Genomic DNA, 16,931 nt, shown 5'->3' with positions numbered 1-16,931 from the left:
CGCGACGGTCGCGAGGCCCGCTCCAAGGTCGGTCCGGGTCCCGGCCGGCCCCCCCAGCGGAAGCCGGAGCCCGGAGGCGGGCTGCTGATGGGCAGGCCCTTCGGTGTGCCCGTGTACGTCGCGCCGAGCTGGTTCCTGGTCGCCGCCCTGATCACCTGGGTGTTCGGCGGTCAGCTCGACCGCGTGCTGCCCGAGCTGGGCGCCGCCCGCTACCTGGTCTCCCTCTTCTTCGCGGTCGCCTTCTACGCCTCCGTCCTCGTCCACGAGCTGGCCCACACCGTCGCCGCCCTCCGCTTCAAGCTCCCGGTCCGCCGCATCCAGCTCCAGTTCTTCGGCGGCGTCTCCGAGATCGAGAAGGAGGCCGAGACCCCCGGCCGCGAGTTCGTGCTGGCCTTCGTCGGCCCCCTGCTCTCCCTCGTCCTCGCCGGCGTCTTCTACGCCGCCCTGCTGCCCGTCGAGCCCGACAGTGTCCCCGGCGTCCTGCTGGCCGGCCTGATGGTGTCCAACCTCCTCGTGGCCGCCTTCAACCTGCTGCCCGGCCTCCCCCTGGACGGCGGCCGGATGCTCCGCGCCGTCGTCTGGAAGATCACCGGCAAGCCGATGCACGGCACGATCGCCGCCGCCTGGGTCGGCCGGGCCCTCGCCATCGCCGTGCTGGTCGGCCTGCCGCTGCTCACCCAGTCCCTCGGTTCCGGCGCCGCGGACGACGTCGGCATGGACACCGTCCTGGACGCCCTGCTCGCCGCGATCCTCGCCGCGATCATCTGGACCGGCGCCGGGAACAGCCTGCGCATGGCCCGCCTGCGCGAACACCTCCCGGAGCTGCGCGCCCGCGCCCTCACCAGGCGTGCCGTCCCCGTCCCGGCCGACACCCCGCTCTCCGAGGCGCTGCGCCGCGCCAACGCCTCCGGGGCCCGCGCCCTGGTCGTCGTCGACGGCGACGGCACCCCCGTCTCGCTGGTCCGCGAGGCCGCCATCGTCGGCGTACCCGAGCACCGGCGCCCCTGGGTGCCGGTCAGCACCCTCGCCCAGGACCTCACCGACGGCATGCGCCTGTCGGCCGAACTGTCCGGCGAGGAACTCCTGGACGCCCTGCGCGCCAACCCGGCCACCGAGTACCTGGTGGTCGAGGAGACCGGCGAGATCTACGGCGTGCTGTCCGCGGCCGACGTCGAGCGGGCCTTCGTCAAGGCCATGGCCCGCCCCTCCTGACCACCGGCCCCGACCACCGGCCTTGATCACCGGCGTGGTCGGCGGCCCCGCCGGGGACCGGTAGGCTGGTCACATGTCCGAACCGACCGGTGCCGCCCGCAGGCGCGGGCCCTTCAAGGTCGGGGACCAGGTTCAGCTGACCGACCCCAAGGGCCGCCACTACACGTTCACGCTCGAGGCCGGGAAGAACTTCCACACCCACAAGGGTTCCTTCCCCCACGACGAACTGATCGGTGCTCCCGAGGGCAGCGTTGTCCGCACCACCGGGAACGTCGCCTACCTCGCGCTGCGCCCCCTGCTCCCCGACTACGTCCTGTCCATGCCCCGCGGGGCAGCCGTCGTCTACCCGAAGGACGCGGGGCAGATCCTCGCCTTCGCCGACATCTTCCCCGGCGCACGCGTCGTGGAGGCCGGTGTGGGCTCCGGCTCCCTCAGCAGCTTCCTGCTGCGCGCCATCGGCGACCAGGGCATGCTGCACTCCTACGAGCGCCGCGAGGATTTCGCCGAGATCGCCCAGCAGAACGTGGAGCGCTACTTCGGCGGCCCGCACCCCGCCTGGCAGCTCACCGTCGGCGACCTCCAGGACAACCTGTCCGACACCGACGTCGACCGCGTCATCCTCGACATGCTCGCCCCCTGGGAGTGCCTGGACGTCGTCAAGAAGGCGCTCGTGCCCGGCGGCATCCTGTGCTGCTACGTCGCGACGACGACCCAGCTCGCCAGGACCGTCGAGTCCATCCGCGAGATCGGCTGCTTCAACGAGCCGACCTCCTGGGAGACGATGATCCGCAACTGGCACGTCGAGGGCCTGGCCGTCCGCCCGGACCACCGGATGATCGGCCACACCGGCTTCCTGCTGACCGCCCGCCGCCTCGCGGACGGCGTCGAGCCGCCCATGCGCCGCCGCCGCCCCGCCAAGGGCGCCTACGGCGAGGACTACGACGGCCCCAACGCCGGCGGAGGCTCCGGCCGCTGAGGCGGCCCGTGCCGCGATCAACGTAGAGGCGCCGTGGTGGAGTTCCCGAGCCCTTTCGGGAAGTCCACCACGGCGCTTTCGCGTTGACCGGAGCCCGCGGCTTGACCGGGCCCCGCGGCCGAACCCGGAGACGAGGCGGAACGGCGCGGCCCGAGCGAGTACCCACCCCGCCGTTCCCCCGCACTGTGACGTGTGGCACGATGCTGGCCACCCCCCCCGCCGGCACAGCCCTCACAGGAGACACTCCTCGTGCAGCACCCCGCCGTTCCGGATCTGTCACACACCCACGCCCGCCCGATCCACTGGGTCGCCACCGCCACGGCCCTAGCCGGCGTGGTGGCCCTCTCCTCGGTCCTTCAGCCCGACGCCGCGACGGCGGCGCAGACCGCCGCCCCCGAGACGAAGAACGCCCCGGCGCACGGGGCCCCGCCAGATCCGGCGGCCGTCGCCTTTCCGCTGGAGTGCGGTCCGGTCGAGGCGGTCGTGCAGAAGAAGGCCGCCGGCGACCTCGACGGCGACGGCCGGCCCGAGACGGTGGCCGTCGTGCACTGCGACGCGCCCATGGGGACACCGCCCGACGGGGTGTACGTCATCACGCGGGACGCGGACGGCGGCAAGCCCCGCGTCGTGGCCACCCTCGTGAACCCCCGGGACCGCCGGACGGTCACCGACCTCGCGGTGCGCGGCGGCACCGTCCGCGCCACGCTTCTCGGCTACTCGACGGCCGATGTGCCCAGTTGCTGCCCGGACGTCACGGAAGACGTGAAGTGGCAGTGGGAGAACGGTGCTTTCGTCCGCGACACGCCGTCCCAGGCGCGGACCGTATGACCGCGGCCCTGCGGCGGATGGTGTGACACATCAGACAGTGGTCACGGAGCGTACGGATTGAGTCACGGTTCGGTCACTGTGCGTCCGGGCCGTAGACCTCGGCCCTGTCCGAAACGCGACGTACGTGGATGCACTCGCCCGGACACTCCTTCGCGGAGTCGACCACGTCCGTGAGAAGTGGCAACGGCACGGGCGTTGTCGCTCCGGCGGCCTGCAGAAGCTCGTCGTCCGCGCCCTTGACGTAGGCCAGACCGTCGATGTCCAGCTCGAACACCTCGGGCGCGTACTGGGCGCAGATGCCGTCGCCGGTACACAGGTCCTGATCGATCCAGACCTCCAGCGCCTCGCCGTCGACTCCGGCCTCCTGCTGCACGGTCATCTCTCCTGCCGTTTCCTGCGCCGAGCCGTTCGGGAATCCGGCCAGCTCTGACGGGTGTTGAACGCTTCGACCCTACCTCCGGCTGGGTTCCACTCACGTTCCGTGGGTATTCCCCTGGCGTGAGGGAGAGCGCAAGGGTGAAGATCGGACACACCCCGACAGTCTTTGTGATCTAGGGGTTTCAATCGACACCCACCCAGGTAGGGTCTGGAAGCGTCCAGCTCCCCTTGGAGGAGGTGAGGACCGTGGCAGCCCACGACGACGACATGAACCGCGGCATCCGCCCGGGACGCGGGTCCGAGGACCCGGCCGGGCAGGTGGCCTACCTTGAGCAGGAGATCGCCGTCCTGCGACGCAAGCTCGCCGAATCTCCGCGGCACACGAGAATTCTCGAAGAGCGGATTGTCGAGCTGCAGACCAACCTGGCCGGCGTGTCCGCCCAGAACGAACGACTCGCCGGAACACTCCGCGAGGCCCGCGACCAGATCGTGGCCCTCAAGGAAGAGGTCGACCGGCTGGCCCAGCCACCGGCGGGCTTCGGTGTCTTCCTGCAGGCGAACGAGGACGGCACCGCAGACATCTTCACCGGCGGCCGCAAGCTACGGGTGAACGTCAGCCCGAGCGTCGAGCTCGACGAGCTCAGGCGCGGCCAGGAACTGATGCTCAACGAAGCTCTCAACGTGGTCGAGGCCATGGAGTACGAGAGCGTCGGTGACATCGTCACCCTCAAGGAGGTCCTCGAGGACGGCGAGCGAGCCCTGGTGCTCGGGCACACCGACGAGGAGCGGGTGGTGCGCCTCGCGGAGCCGTTGCGCGGGATCAACATCCGCCCCGGCGACGCACTCCTGCTCGAACCCCGCTCCGGCTATGTCTACGAGGTCGTTCCCAAGAGCGAGGTCGAGGAACTCGTCCTCGAAGAGGTCCCCGACATCGGCTACGAGCAGATCGGTGGCCTCGGCGGACAGATCGAGGCCATCCGCGACGCGGTCGAGCTCCCCTATCTCTACCCCGACCTGTTCCGGGAGCACGAGCTGCGTCCGCCAAAGGGCGTCCTGCTCTACGGGCCTCCCGGATGCGGCAAGACGCTCATCGCCAAGGCGGTCGCCAATTCGCTGGCCAAGAAGGTCGCCGAGGTGACCGGCCAGGCCGCCGGCAAGAGCTTCTTCCTCAACATCAAGGGTCCCGAGCTGCTCAACAAGTACGTCGGTGAGACCGAGCGGCAGATCCGCCTGGTCTTCCAGCGGGCCCGTGAGAAGGCCAGCGAGGGTACCCCTGTCATCGTCTTCTTCGACGAGATGGAGTCCCTCTTCCGCACCCGTGGCTCCGGTGTCAGCTCGGACGTGGAGAACACCATCGTCCCGCAGCTGCTCGCCGAGATCGACGGTGTGGAGGGCCTGCAGAACGTGGTCGTGATCGGTGCCTCCAACCGTGAGGACATGATCGACCCCGCCATCCTGCGGCCCGGCCGGCTCGACGTGAAGATCAAGATCGAGCGTCCGGACGCGGAGGCGGCCAAGGACATCTTCGGCAAGTACCTCACCGAGCGCCTCCCGCTCCACGTGGACGACCTCACGGAGCACGAGAAGGACAGGGCGGCCACCGTCCAGAGCATGATCCAGACCGCGGTGGAACAGATGTACGCCGAATCCGAGGAGAACCGCTTCCTGGAGGTCACCTACGCCAATGGCGACAAGGAAGTCCTCTACTTCAAGGACTTCAATTCCGGCGCCATGATCGAGAATATCGTGGGCCGCGCCAAGAAAATGGCGATCAAGGACTTCCTGGAAGCGAACCAGAAGGGCCTTCGCGTCTCCCACCTCCTCCAGGCCTGCGTGGACGAGTTCAAGGAGAACGAGGACCTGCCCAACACCACCAACCCGGACGACTGGGCCCGGATCTCCGGAAAGAAGGGCGAGCGGATCGTTTACATCCGTACGCTCGTCACCGGAAAGCAGGGCGCGGACACCGGACGCTCCATCGACACGGTGGCGAACACCGGTCAGTACCTGTAAAAGGCGGGGCGGCTGCGGGTGCCCTCAGCGGGTACCCGCAGCCGACTGTTTTCCGGAGCCCCGACTGGAGCAAGGCAATGCCGCAAATGATCTCCCCACCAGCGCAAAGGCGTTCTAGGCTCTTCCGTACCGCCGAGTCGCGCAGTGCGGGGACGGGCACCGCATACGCATCGGAGCGCCAGCGGTACTTGAGCGGTGCCCACGACGGGCGCCGCCGGGCAAGGAGGGCCGCATGACCGTACGGCGAGTAATGGGCATCGAGACGGAGTACGGGATCTCCGTCCCCGGCCACCCGAACGCCAATGCCATGCTCACCTCGTCCCAGATCGTCAACGCCTACGCGGCGGCGATGCACCGGGCTCGCCGGGCCCGCTGGGACTTCGAGGAGGAGAATCCGCTGCGGGACGCGCGGGGCTTCGACCTCGCCCGCGAGTCCGCCGACTCCAGCCAGCTCACCGACGAGGACATCGGCCTGGCCAATGTGATCCTGACCAACGGGGCACGGCTCTACGTCGACCACGCCCACCCCGAGTACAGCGCTCCGGAGGTCACCAATCCGCGGGACGCCGTGCTGTGGGACAAGGCCGGCGAGCGGATCATGGCCGAGGCCGCCGAGCGGGCCGCCCAGCTGCCCGGTGCCCAGCCGATCCACCTCTACAAGAACAACACCGACAACAAGGGCGCCTCCTACGGCACGCACGAGAACTACCTGATGAAGCGGGAGACCGCCTTCTCGGACATCGTGCGCCACCTGACGCCCTTCTTCGTCTCCCGCCAGGTCTTCACCGGCGCCGGCCGCGTCGGCATCGGCCAGGACGGGCACGAGCACGGCTTCCAGCTGAGTCAGCGCGCGGACTACTTCGAGGTCGAGGTGGGCCTCGAGACGACGCTGAAGCGGCCCATCATCAACACGCGCGACGAACCGCACGCGGACGCCGAGAAGTACCGGCGACTGCACGTGATCATCGGCGACGCGAACCTGTCGGAGATCTCGACCTATCTGAAGCTGGGTACGACGGCCCTGGTGCTGTCGATGATCGAGGACGGGTTCATCGCCGTCGACCTGGCCGTGGACCAGCCGGTGCGCACACTCCACCAGGTCTCGCACGACCCGTCGCTGAAGCGCCTGGTCACGCTGCGCAGCGGCCGGACACTGACCGCGGTGCAGCTCCAGATGGAGTACTACGAGCTGGCCCGCAAGTACGTCGAGGAACGGTACGGCGCGGACGTCGACGACCAGACCAAGGACGTCCTGGGCCGCTGGGAGGACACCCTCAACCGGCTCGAGAACGACCCGATGAGCCTGGCCGGCGAGCTGGACTGGGTGGCCAAGCGGGAGCTCATGGAGGGCTACCGCCGCCGCGACGACCTGGACTGGGACGCGGCCCGGCTGCACCTCGTGGACCTCCAGTACGCCGATGTACGGCCCGACAAGGGCCTGTACAACCGACTGGTGGACCGCGGCCGCATCAAGCGGCTGCTGGACGAGACGGAGGTCGAACGGGCCCGCACGAAGCCGCCGGAGGACACGCGCGCGTACTTCCGCGGGCGCTGTCTGGAGCAGTACGCGGACGACGTCGCAGCGGCCTCCTGGGACTCGGTGATCTTCGATCTGCCGGGCCGGGACTCGCTCCAGCGGGTGCCAACCCTTGAACCGCTTCGCGGAACGCGTAATCACGTCAAGGAGCTCCTGGACCGCTGCCGCACCGCGGAAGACCTGGTCAAGGTGTTGTCGGGCGGGTGACCGGGCCGAGCGGGTACACGGGAGGAATCGGCCGGACAGGGTGGAAACAGCCGGGTCCGGGAACCATCGAGGTGGCACCCGTACGTTGAGGAAACTGCGGGGCCGATGTCGGACCCGGCTTGTAGGGTCTGATCTTGACCGAGCAACTGTGTCGGGCGAACCGAGCGGGGTGAGGGTTATGGCGACCAAGGACAGCGGCGGCGGGCAGCAGAAGGCCACGCGTTCCACCGAGGAGGTCGAGGAGCAGGCGCAGGACGCGCAGGCTTCCGAGGACCTCAAGGAGCGCCAGGAGAAGCTGAACGACGACGTGGACTCCGTCCTGGACGAGATCGACGACGTCCTCGAGGAGAACGCGGAGGACTTCGTGCGGTCCTTCGTGCAGAAGGGTGGCCAGTAGGCCTGCCGAAGGCCTGCTTCTCCTTCGCTTCACGGGCTCGCGGGCCGCATGAGGGGCGGATGAGCAGAACGTGAGGAGTCGCGCGCGGTGCGGTGGGAAACCGTGCCGCGCGTGGCCCGAGACGGGGGCCGGGGTGTTCGTTCCGTGGTTCCCGCCGAGTATGTGGATCACTGCCCGCAGCCGGGTAGGGTCCGTGGCATAGCTGTCGCATACGTGGAAGGAATCGCGTGGAAGCCAACACTCGTAGCACCGGGCGTCTACCAGCTGCCTTCCTGACGCCTGGGTCCTCTTCGTTCATGGATTTCCTCGGCGAGCACCAGCCGGAGATGCTCCCGGGCAACCGGCAGCTGCCGCCGGTGCAGGGTGTGATCGAGGCGCCGCACGGCACCACGATCGTGGCGGTGACGTTCCCCGGCGGTGTCGTCCTCGCCGGTGACCGGCGGGCCACCATGGGCAACATGATCGCTCAGCGGGACATCGAGAAGGTCTTCCCGGCCGACGAGTACTCGGCGGTGGGCATCGCCGGCACGGCGGGACTGGCCGTGGAGATGGTGAAGCTGTTCCAGCTGGAGCTGGAGCACTTCGAGAAGGTCGAGGGGGCCCAGCTGTCCCTGGAGGGCAAGGCCAACCGCCTGTCCACGATGATCCGGTCCAACCTGGGCATGGCGATGCAGGGGCTGGCCGTGGTGCCGCTGTTCGCCGGGTACGACGTGGACCGGGGCAGGGGCCGCATCTTCTCGTACGACGTGACGGGCGGGCGCTCCGAGGAGCAGAACTACGCGACCACCGGATCGGGTTCGATCTTCGCCCGGGGCGCGATGAAGAAGCTCTTCCGCGAGGACCTGACCGAGGAGCAGGCCACGACGCTCGTGGTCCAGGCGCTGTACGACGCGGCAGACGACGACTCGGCGACCGGTGGTCCCGATGTCGCCCGCCGGATCTACCCGATCATCACTGTGATCACCGAGGACGGCTTCCGCCGGCTGAGCGAGGACGAGGGCTCGGCGCTCGCCCGGGCGGTGCTGGAGCGGCGGCTCGAACACCCCGACGGTCCGCGGGCCGCGCTGCTGTAGCGGGGGCGGCCGTGTTGTCAGGTGGTCCAGTGACGTCTCCAGAAAGGGATGGATAACCGGTGTCGACGCCGTTCTATGTCTCACCCCAGCAGGCCATGGCCGACCGGGCGGAGTACGCCCGCAAGGGCATCGCCCGTGGCCGCAGCCTGGTCGTGCTGCAGTACGCCGACGGCATCGTGTTCGTCGGCGAGAACCCGTCCCGCGCGCTGCACAAGTTCAGCGAGATCTACGACCGGATCGGCTTCGCGGCCGCCGGCAAGTACAACGAGTACGAGAACCTGCGGATCGGTGGCGTGCGCTACGCCGACCTGCGCGGCTACACGTACGACCGTGACGATGTGACGGCTCGCGGCCTGGCCAACGTGTACGCCCAGACACTGGGCACGATCTTCTCCAGCCAGGCCGAGAAGCCGTACGAGGTGGAGTTGGTCGTCGCCGAGGTCGGCGACAGCGCCGACGGGGACCAGATCTACCGGCTGCCGCACGACGGCTCGATCGTGGACGAGCACGGCTCGGTCGCGGTCGGGGGCAACGCCGAGCAGATCAGCGGCTACCTGGACCAGCGGCACCGGGACGGCATGACGCTGGCCGAGGCGCTGAAGCTGGCCGTGCAGTCGCTGTCCCGCGACACGAACGGCAGCGAGCGGGAGATCCCGGCGGAGCGGCTTGAAGTGGCGGTGCTGGACCGCACGCGTCCCCAGAAGCGGAAGTTCAAGCGGATCGTGGGGGCGCAACTGTCGCGACTGCTGGAGTCGGGAGCGGCGGCGGGAGCCGCCGACACTGACGACCTCCCCCTGCCGGACGAGGACGAGGGCGGGGACAAGGGCGAGGAGTAGCGGACAGCCGCCGCACAGAAGCCTTCGCGCGGCGCCGGGTGCCCTGTGCCCCGGCGCCGCTCAGTCTTGCGGTGGCGGTGCCGTGGAGCCCCGTACGACCAGGTGCACCGGGATGTCGCCCTCCTCGGGCGCCTGTCCCTCCATGACCGCCAGCAGGGCGCGCATTCCGCGCTCACCGAAGAGTTCCGCGTCCAGGCGTACGGTCGTCAGCTCGGGGTCGATGGCCGTGGCGAGGCCGAGGTCGTCCAGACCGGTGACCGAGAGGTCGTCGGGGACGCGGAGCCCGGCCCGCCGGGCCGCCTTGTAGGCGCCGGCGGCGAGTTTGTCGTCGTCGCAGACCAGCGCCGTGGGCCGGGGCCCCGGAGCGGCGAGCGCGGCCTCCGCGGCCCTCTGGGCGCCCTCGATGGAGATGGGGGCGTGGACCGTGCGCAGGCCGGTGCCGGGGGCGGCGGCCAGCCGTGTGGCCAGTTCCCGGGCGCGCACTTCGAAGGTCCAGGACGGGACGTCCGCCGCGAGGTGGAGGAAGCGGCGGTGGCCGAGGGACAGAAGGTGCTCCGCGACCTGGCGGATGCCGTCGGCGATGTCCAGGTTGACCGTCGCGGCGCCGAGGCTGCCCTCCGGGTCGCTGTCCAGCATGACCAGGGGAAGCTGGTCGCCCCGGATCGCGCTGAGCGCGTCGGCCGCCATCGAGGACGCGATGACACCGTCCAGGGCGGCCTGGGCCGAGGCGAAGGGGTCCCGGGCCGGGCCGACGCCCTCGGGGGAGGGATACAGGACCACCCCGAAGCCGTGCTCGGCGGCGACCCGCGCGGCGCCCGTGTACACCTCGGCGAAGAACTCCGTGGTCAGCGCGGGGACGACCAGCAGCACCGTGCGCGTGCGGCCGAGGCGCAGGTTGCGGGCGGCCAGGTTCGGGCGGTAACCCAGTTCGTGCGCGGCCTCCCGGACCCGCTGGGCCGTCGGCTCCGAAACGCGGCCGCGCCACTTGTGGCCGAGGACCAGGGACACCGCTGCCTGGGAGACGCCGGCGGCCTGGGCGACGTCCCGGCTCGTGGGGCGGGTGCTGCCTCGTGCCACCGTTCGCCTGCGCTTTCGTCTGGACTCGTGAACAGGCGACATGGTACGTATGGCGACGGACGTTATACGTAAAACCTCAGTGGTCGGTTCGGAGAAGGGGGTGGGTCGTGGTCGCCGGGTACCTGGACATTCTTCGGGCGCGGCATGCCGTCAGGCTGCTCGTCGGCACGCTCGTGGGGAGGCTGCCCAACGCCACCGCGGCGATCGCGATCGTACTGTTCGTGCGGGCCGAGGGCGGTTCCTACAGCCTCGCGGGAGCGCTGGCCGCCGTGTACGGGGTCGCCAACGCCGTGGGCCAGCCCGTGCTCGGGCGGCTCGTGGACCTGCACGGGCAGCCGCGGGTGCAGCTGCCGGCCGCCGTGCTGTCGGGCCTGGCCATGGCCGTGTTCGCCTTCACGGGCACCGGGACGGTCGCGCTCGCGTACGCGGCCGTGGGGGCCGCGGGGCTGTTCACGCCCCCGCTGGAGGGCGGGCTGCGGGCGCTGTGGCCGAGCGTGCTGCGCAAGGAGGACCAAGTGCACACGGCGTACGCCATGGACGCCGTCGCGCAGGAGGTCATGTTCACCGTCGGGCCGCTGCTCGTGACGGTGTGCGTGTCGCTGTGGTCGCCGACGGTCGCCCTGCTCGCGCTGAACGCGGTGGGTGTGCTGGGCGCCTTGTCCGTGGTGCTGTCGCCCCCCTCGCGCGCGTGGCGGTCGGCGCCGCGCGAGGCGCACTGGCTGGGCGCGCTGCGCTCGTCCGGGCTGCTCGCGCTGCTGGGCGCCTTCCTGTTCATCGGCATGGCGCTCGGGTCCATCACCGTCGCCTCCGTGCCGTACGCGGACGAGCACGGCGGCGACGCCGTCTACGGCTGGCTGATGGCCGCCCTGGGGCTCGGAGCGCTCGTCGGCGGGGCCGTCTACGGGGCCCGGCGGTGGACCGGCGATCCCGCGCGCCGACTGGGCGTGCTGGTGGCCCTGCTGGCGGTGTGTTACCTGCCCCTGCTGATGATGCCGGGCGCCGTCGCCATGGTGCTGCTCACGGTGCTCGCGGGCGTCTTCCTCGCACCGTGCATCGCCTGCGCGTTCGTCCTCGTCGACCTGCACGCGCCGCGCGGCACGGTGACGGAGGCGTTCTCGTGGCTGGTGACGACGTTCACCGTGGGCGCCTCGGTGGGTACGGGCCTCGCGGGGACCGTCGTGGATCACGGCGGGGTGCTGTGGGGCTTCGCGCTGCCCGGCGCGGCAGGGACCGTGTCCCTGCTCGTGCTGGCGTGCACGGGTCGGGTCCTCGCTGCTCCCGCCAGGGGAGCGGTGGTTGCGGCTTCATCGGAAAATGATCCAAACCGTGCCGTCGAACCCCGTTTCAGTTCGGGTCATCAGGCGTAATGTTCAGTCATGGACCGCCGCATTTTCGGGCTGGAGAACGAGTACGGCGTCACGTGCACGTTCAGGGGACAGCGCCGCCTGTCGCCTGACGAGGTGGCGCGGTACCTCTTCCGCCGTGTCGTGTCATGGGGCCGCAGCAGCAATGTCTTTCTGCGCAACGGGGCCCGCCTCTATCTCGACGTGGGATCACATCCGGAATACGCCACACCCGAATGTGACAACGTGACCGAACTCGTCACCCACGACAAAGCGGGCGAGCGCATTCTCGAAGGACTCCTGGTGGACGCCGAACGACGCCTGCACGAGGAGGGAATCGCGGGCGACGTCTACCTCTTCAAGAACAACACCGACTCCGCCGGCAACTCCTACGGCTGCCACGAGAATTACCTCGTGGCCCGGCACGGGGAGTTCTCGCGGCTCGCGGACATCCTTATTCCGTTCCTGGTGACCAGGCAGCTGCTGTGCGGCGCCGGCAAGGTGCTGCAGACGCCGCGCGGTGCCGTGTACTGCGTCAGTCAGCGGGCCGAGCACATCTGGGAGGGCGTCTCCTCGGCGACCACCCGCTCCCGGCCCATCATCAACACCCGCGACGAGCCGCACGCCGACGCCGAGCGCTACCGGCGCCTGCACGTCATCGTGGGCGACTCGAACATGTCCGAGACGACCATGCTGCTCAAGGTCGGAGCCACCGACCTGGTGCTGCGCATGATCGAGGCGGGCACGGTGATGCGCGACCTCACCCTGGAGAACCCGATCCGGGCGATCCGCGAGGTGAGCCACGACATCACCGGGCGCCGGAAGGTACGCCTGGCCAGTGGCCGCGAGGCGTCCGCGCTGGAGGTGCAGCGGGAGTACTACGAGAAGGCCGTGGACTTCTGCGAGCGCCGCGGCATCCGCACCGGCACCGTCGAGCGGGTGCTGGAGCTGTGGGGCCGCACACTGGACGCGATCGAGGCCGAGGACCTCGACCGCATCGACACCGAGATCGACTGGGTCATGAAGTACAAGCTCCTGGAGCGGTACCGGGCCAAGCACAACATGACCATGTCGCACCCGCGGGTCGCGCAGATAGACCTCGCCTACCACGACATCCACCGCCGCCGTGGCCTGTACTACCTGCTCGAGAAGAAGGGCCAGGCCGCCCGGGTCGCCAACGACCTGAAGATCTTCGAGGGCAAGTCCGTTCCGCCGCAGACCACTCGGGCCCGGCTGCGCGGCGACTTCATCCGACGGGCCCAGGAGCAGCGCCGGGACTTCACAGTCGACTGGGTCCACCTCAAGCTCAACGACCAGGCGCAGCGCACCGTGTTGTGCAAGGACCCGTTCCGTTCGGTGGACGACCGGGTGGAGAAGCTGATCGCCGGGATGTGAGCCGGCCGAGGTGAGACACGCGTTTCCGCACGAAAGGGCGGAACGCCACACGGGCACCGTACGTTAGCCGTACGGTGCCCTTCTCACGCCGTAGAGTTGCGCGCACTTCAACAGGACCGACCGACACCGATACGAGGCCCCCACCGTGCGCCGACGCTCACTCCTCATCGCCGTCCCCGCCGGACTGGTCACGCTCGCCGCATGCGGTGACGACGACTCCGGCTCGAGCAGCACCGGCGACAGCGCGACGCCCGAGGCGTCGGGTACGTCGGCACCGCCGCCGCCGAAGATCGTGGACGGTCCGTTGCCGGCGATCACCGCGGGGACGAAGTTCGACGAGAAGCCGACCGTCGCCAAGGGCAGCGGCGAGCCGTCCAAGGACCTCGCGGTCAAGACGGTCGTCGCAGGTGGCGGCAAGGCCATCGCGGAGAACGACTTCGTGTCGGCGAACTACCTTGGCCAGATCTGGGAGAGCGCGAAGGTCTTCGACAACTCCTACGACCGCAAGACCCCGCTGGTCATCCAGCTCTCCCAGGGCAGCATCATCGACGGCTGGCGGTACGCGCTCGCCGGCAAGAAGACCGGCAGCCGCGTCCAGTTCTCCGTACCGCCCACCTGGGGATACGGCGAGCAGGGCAACGAGCAGGCGGGTATCAAGGGCTCCGACACGCTGGTCTTCGTGGTCGACGTGCAGGACACCTTCAACGCCAAGAGCTCCGCCAAGGGCAAGGAAGTCCCCCAGGACGACGCCGCCCTGCCCAAGGTCGGCACCAACACCGACGGCAAGGCGCCCTCCATCGAGCTGCCGAAGGCCGACGCGCCGAAGAAGCTCGTGGCGGAGTACGTCCTCGAGGGCGACGGCGTGGAGGTCGGCGCCGAGGACAGCGTGCTCGTGCAGTACAAGGGCGTGGTCTGGGACGGCGGCAAGGAGTTCGACTCGACGTACGGCAGGAAGCAGCTGACGTCGTTCTCGCTCCAGCAGGTCGTCAAGGGCTGGTCGCAGGGTCTGACCGGCAAGAAGGTCGGCAGCCGCGTCCTCATCGTCATCCCGCCGGACCTGGGGTACGGCGACAGCCCGCCGGAGGGCAGCGGCATCGAGAAGGACTCCACGCTGGTGTTCTCCGTCGACATCCTGGCGAAGATGTGACGCCTTCGAGATGTAAGACTTGGGCCGTTGCCTTTCCGCAGACAAGCAGGAGCTGAACACGTGAGCATCGACAAGCCCGAGGTCGACTTCCCGGGCGGCGAGCCCCCGGCGGACCTCGAGATCAAGGACATCTGGGAGGGCGACGGCCCGGTTGCGCAGGCCGGTCAGACCGTGACCGTCCACTACGTGGGCGTGACCTTCAGCACGGGCGAGGAGTTCGACGCCAGCTGGAACCGCGGTACGCCGTTCCGCTTCCCGCTCGGCGGCGGCCGCGTCATCGCGGGCTGGGACCAGGGCGTGCAGGGCATGAAGGTCGGCGGCCGCCGCCAGCTGACCATCCCCGCGCACCTCGCCTACGGCGACCAGAGCCCGACCCCGGCGATTCCGCCCGGCTCGACGCTGATCTTCGTGGTCGATCTGCTCGGAGTCTGATCGAAGTCCGAGCGGACATCGATCAGAGCCGGTCACCTGGGGTCCATGCCTGTCCGGGCATGGGCCCTCGGCTTTTGCCGGGCCACCGCGGGGCGGTACGGTCATCCGTCGTAAGCACCATAGGGAGAAGGGCGTCGATGGCCATTGCCAAGGCCGAGCGGCTGATGAACCTGGCGCTGTGTCTGCTCGGGACCCGGCGGCCACTCAGCAAGCGTGAGCTGCGTGACTCCATCGAGGCTTACGTCGAGGCCTCCAGGCCGGGCCAGGGCGCGGCGGGGTCCGACGACTCCTTCAACCGCATGTTCGAGCGGGACAAGGACGACCTGCGGGAACTCGGGCTGGTCATCGAGACCGTCGAGAGCCTCGACGGCGAGGTCGGCTACCTGGCCCGCCGCGACAGCAACCGCCTGCCGCCCATCACCCTGGACGCCGAGGAGGCCGCCGCGCTGGGCCTCGCCGCCAAGGTGTGGCAGCAGGCCCGGCTGGCCGGTGCCGCGAGCGGCGCGCTGCAGAAACTGCGCGCGGCCGGGCTGCCCGAGGACGTCGACCCGTACGAGGCGCACAGCGCCCTGGAGCCGCGCATCCCGGTGCACGAGGCCGCGTTCGAGCCGCTGATGCTGGCCTGCCGGGACCGGCGGCCGGTCCTCTTCGACTACCGCAAGGCCAACGCCGCCCAGCCCGAGCCCCGGCACGTGGAGCCCTGGGCGCTGGAGTGCTGGCGCGGCCACTGGTACCTGGCCGGCTTCGACCGCGACCGCGGTGCCGAGCGGGTCTTCCGGCTGTCCCGGATCACGGGCCGGGTGCGCTCGCGCGGCGCGCGGTTCACCGCGCCCGTGCCCGACGTCGTCACGGTCCGTGAGACCGTCGCGAGCTGGGCGGGGGAGACCGCCGACCGTTCCGCGCTGATCCGGCTGCGTACGGGCGCGGGATACCCCCTTCGTGCGAAGGCCACCGGGGTCCGGGAACTCGGTGGCGGCTGGGACGAGTTGGAGATTCCGTACGGGCACGGTCTGGACGCCTGGCTGGTCGAGTTCGGACCGGACGTGGTGGTGCTGGAGCCCGCGGAGTTGCGTGCGGACGTGGTGGACCGGCTGCGTGCCGTCGCCAAGGGCTGAGGGGGAGCGGACAACACAGTGGCAGGCAAACCGGTCAGGCCAGTGAACGCCATCGACCAGACCCGACGGATGCTGTCCCTGGTGACGTATCTGCGGGAGCGCCCCGGCGCCCGGGTCGAGGACGTCGCGCGCGCCTTCGGCATCACCGAGGACGAGCTGGTCTCCGACCTCGACGTGCTGCCCATGTGCGGCACCAGCTTCCGCGGCGGGGACCTGCTCGACATCGACACCGACGGCGAGCGCATCTGGTGGCACAACCCGGCCGCGCTCGGCGCGGACGCCGCCGAGCCGCTGCGGCTGGCCGCCGACGAGGCCACCGCGCTGCTCGTCGCCGCCCGGGCCGTGGCGACCCTGCCCGGCCTGCGCGAGAGCGACCGGCAGGCACTGCTGCGGGCGACCGCCAAGGTGGAGACCTCGGCCGGCGAGGCCGCGGGCGCCAGCTCGCGCCTGTCCGTCACCTTCGAGTCGGAGGGCGGCGTCTTCGCCGACGTCGACCGGGCGATCTCGGAGCGCCGCCGGCTGTGGATCCGCTACTACTCACCGGCCCGCGACGAGGTCACCGAGCGCGAGATCGACCCCATCCGCCTGGTCAGCGTCGGGCACACGTACGTGGAGGCCTGGTGCCGCCGCTCCGAGGCCCGGCGCACCTTCCGGCTCGACCGGGTCGCCGAGATCCGCATCCTGGACGAGCCGTCCGCGCCGCCCGAGGTGGAGCTGCGGGACCTGTCGGAAGGACTGGTGCAGCCCGCCGCCGAGGACCCGGAGGTCGTCGTGGAGGTCGGCCCGGGCGGGCGCTGGGTCGCCGAGTACTACCCGCACGACAGCGCGGACGAGCTCGCCGACGGAGGGCTGCGCATCACGCTGCGCACCCCCGACCCCGCGTCCCTGCGGCGGCTGGCGCTGCGGCTCGGGCGGGACGGCCGCATCGTCTCCCCGCCCGAGCTCGCCGACAGCGCCCGCCGGGC

At 70.1% G+C, this 16,931-nt stretch carries 16 protein-coding genes and 1 pseudogene; 15 read left to right on the top strand and 2 right to left on the bottom strand.

Annotated features, from left to right (window positions below):
* From EBH09_RS06805 to EBH09_RS06795, 3 genes are all read left to right on the top strand, one after another.
* Nucleotides 1-1,212: site-2 protease family protein (locus EBH09_RS06805; RefSeq protein ID WP_238697198.1), on the top strand; the 1,212-nt coding region annotated here is incomplete at its 5' end.
* Between the two features lie 73 nt (nt 1,213-1,285).
* Nucleotides 1,286-2,188, top strand: coding sequence for a tRNA (adenine-N1)-methyltransferase (locus EBH09_RS06800; RefSeq protein ID WP_053128315.1), 903 nt, complete (start codon nt 1,286-1,288; stop codon nt 2,186-2,188).
* A gap of 249 nt (nt 2,189-2,437) precedes the next feature.
* The gene (locus EBH09_RS06795; RefSeq protein WP_121746032.1) at nt 2,438-3,016 is read left to right on the top strand and encodes a hypothetical protein; all 579 of its coding nucleotides are present in this window, start codon (nt 2,438-2,440) and stop codon (nt 3,014-3,016) included.
* 73 nt (nt 3,017-3,089) lie between these two features.
* On the opposite strand, the gene EBH09_RS06790 is transcribed toward EBH09_RS06795, so the two are convergent.
* A complete protein-coding gene (locus EBH09_RS06790; protein WP_121746031.1) occupies nt 3,090-3,395 on the bottom strand; it encodes a ferredoxin in 306 nt (101 codons plus the stop codon).
* A gap of 245 nt (nt 3,396-3,640) precedes the next feature.
* On the opposite strand from EBH09_RS06790, the gene arc reads away from it, so the two are divergent.
* From arc to prcA, 6 genes and pseudogenes are all read left to right on the top strand, one after another.
* A complete protein-coding gene (arc, locus tag EBH09_RS06780; protein WP_121746029.1) occupies nt 3,641-5,407 on the top strand; it encodes a proteasome ATPase in 1,767 nt (588 codons plus the stop codon).
* A 232-nt stretch (nt 5,408-5,639) separates the two neighbouring features.
* Nucleotides 5,640-7,151, top strand: coding sequence for a depupylase/deamidase Dop (gene dop, locus EBH09_RS06775; RefSeq protein ID WP_345635130.1), 1,512 nt, complete (start codon nt 5,640-5,642; stop codon nt 7,149-7,151).
* A 178-nt stretch (nt 7,152-7,329) separates the two neighbouring features.
* Nucleotides 7,330-7,548: a ubiquitin-like protein Pup gene (locus EBH09_RS06770; protein WP_121746027.1), complete on the top strand. Its 219-nt coding sequence runs from the start codon at nt 7,330-7,332 to the stop codon at nt 7,546-7,548.
* Nucleotides 7,549-7,698: 150 nt separating this feature from the next.
* Nucleotides 7,699-7,824 (top strand): annotated as a pseudogene (locus EBH09_RS38635) (recombination endonuclease VII); the annotation flags it as partial.
* Nucleotides 7,776-8,621 carry a proteasome subunit beta gene (gene prcB / locus EBH09_RS06760; RefSeq protein WP_121746026.1) on the top strand — a complete coding sequence of 282 codons (846 nt, stop codon included), beginning with the start codon at nt 7,776-7,778 and terminating at the stop codon, nt 8,619-8,621. The pseudogene EBH09_RS38635 and the gene prcB, both read left to right, overlap by 49 nt.
* Before the next feature lie 59 nt (nt 8,622-8,680).
* Entirely contained in the window at nt 8,681-9,457 is a 777-nt protein-coding gene (gene prcA, locus EBH09_RS06755; RefSeq protein WP_121746025.1) for a proteasome subunit alpha, read from the top strand.
* A 60-nt stretch (nt 9,458-9,517) separates the two neighbouring features.
* Here the strand turns inward: prcA and EBH09_RS06750 are convergent, their stop codons facing one another.
* Complete coding sequence (locus EBH09_RS06750) at nt 9,518-10,534, bottom strand: LacI family DNA-binding transcriptional regulator (protein WP_193776142.1); 1,017 nt, start codon at nt 10,532-10,534, stop codon at nt 9,518-9,520.
* 107 nt (nt 10,535-10,641) lie between these two features.
* Here EBH09_RS06750 and EBH09_RS06745 point away from each other — a divergent pair, with 107 nt between their 5' ends.
* The 6 genes from EBH09_RS06745 to EBH09_RS06720 form a co-directional block, all read left to right on the top strand.
* Entirely contained in the window at nt 10,642-11,901 is a 1,260-nt protein-coding gene (locus EBH09_RS06745) for an MFS transporter (RefSeq protein ID WP_121746023.1), read from the top strand.
* A 9-nt stretch (nt 11,902-11,910) separates the two neighbouring features.
* Complete coding sequence (pafA, locus tag EBH09_RS06740) at nt 11,911-13,272, top strand: Pup--protein ligase (RefSeq protein WP_109033662.1); 1,362 nt, start codon at nt 11,911-11,913, stop codon at nt 13,270-13,272.
* Between the two features lie 145 nt (nt 13,273-13,417).
* Nucleotides 13,418-14,419, top strand: a complete 1,002-nt coding sequence (locus EBH09_RS06735) for an FKBP-type peptidyl-prolyl cis-trans isomerase (RefSeq protein ID WP_121746022.1) — start codon at nt 13,418-13,420, stop codon at nt 14,417-14,419.
* A gap of 60 nt (nt 14,420-14,479) precedes the next feature.
* Nucleotides 14,480-14,851 (top strand): FKBP-type peptidyl-prolyl cis-trans isomerase, encoded by a 372-nt coding sequence (locus tag EBH09_RS06730; protein ID WP_121746021.1) that lies wholly within the window; start codon nt 14,480-14,482, stop codon nt 14,849-14,851.
* A 137-nt stretch (nt 14,852-14,988) separates the two neighbouring features.
* A complete protein-coding gene (locus EBH09_RS06725) occupies nt 14,989-15,966 on the top strand; it encodes a WYL domain-containing protein (RefSeq protein ID WP_121746020.1) in 978 nt (325 codons plus the stop codon).
* An 18-nt stretch (nt 15,967-15,984) separates the two neighbouring features.
* A partial coding sequence (locus tag EBH09_RS06720; protein WP_153182616.1) for a WYL domain-containing protein occupies nt 15,985-16,931 on the top strand: 947 nt, incomplete at its 3' end.

It is taken from the genome of Streptomyces sp. E2N166 (assembly GCF_003671715.1).
GTDB lineage: Bacteria > Actinomycetota > Actinomycetes > Streptomycetales > Streptomycetaceae > Streptomyces > Streptomyces thinghirensis.
Note: the sequence above shows the minus strand (reverse complement) of the source record. Positions and strands in the feature narration are given on the sequence as shown.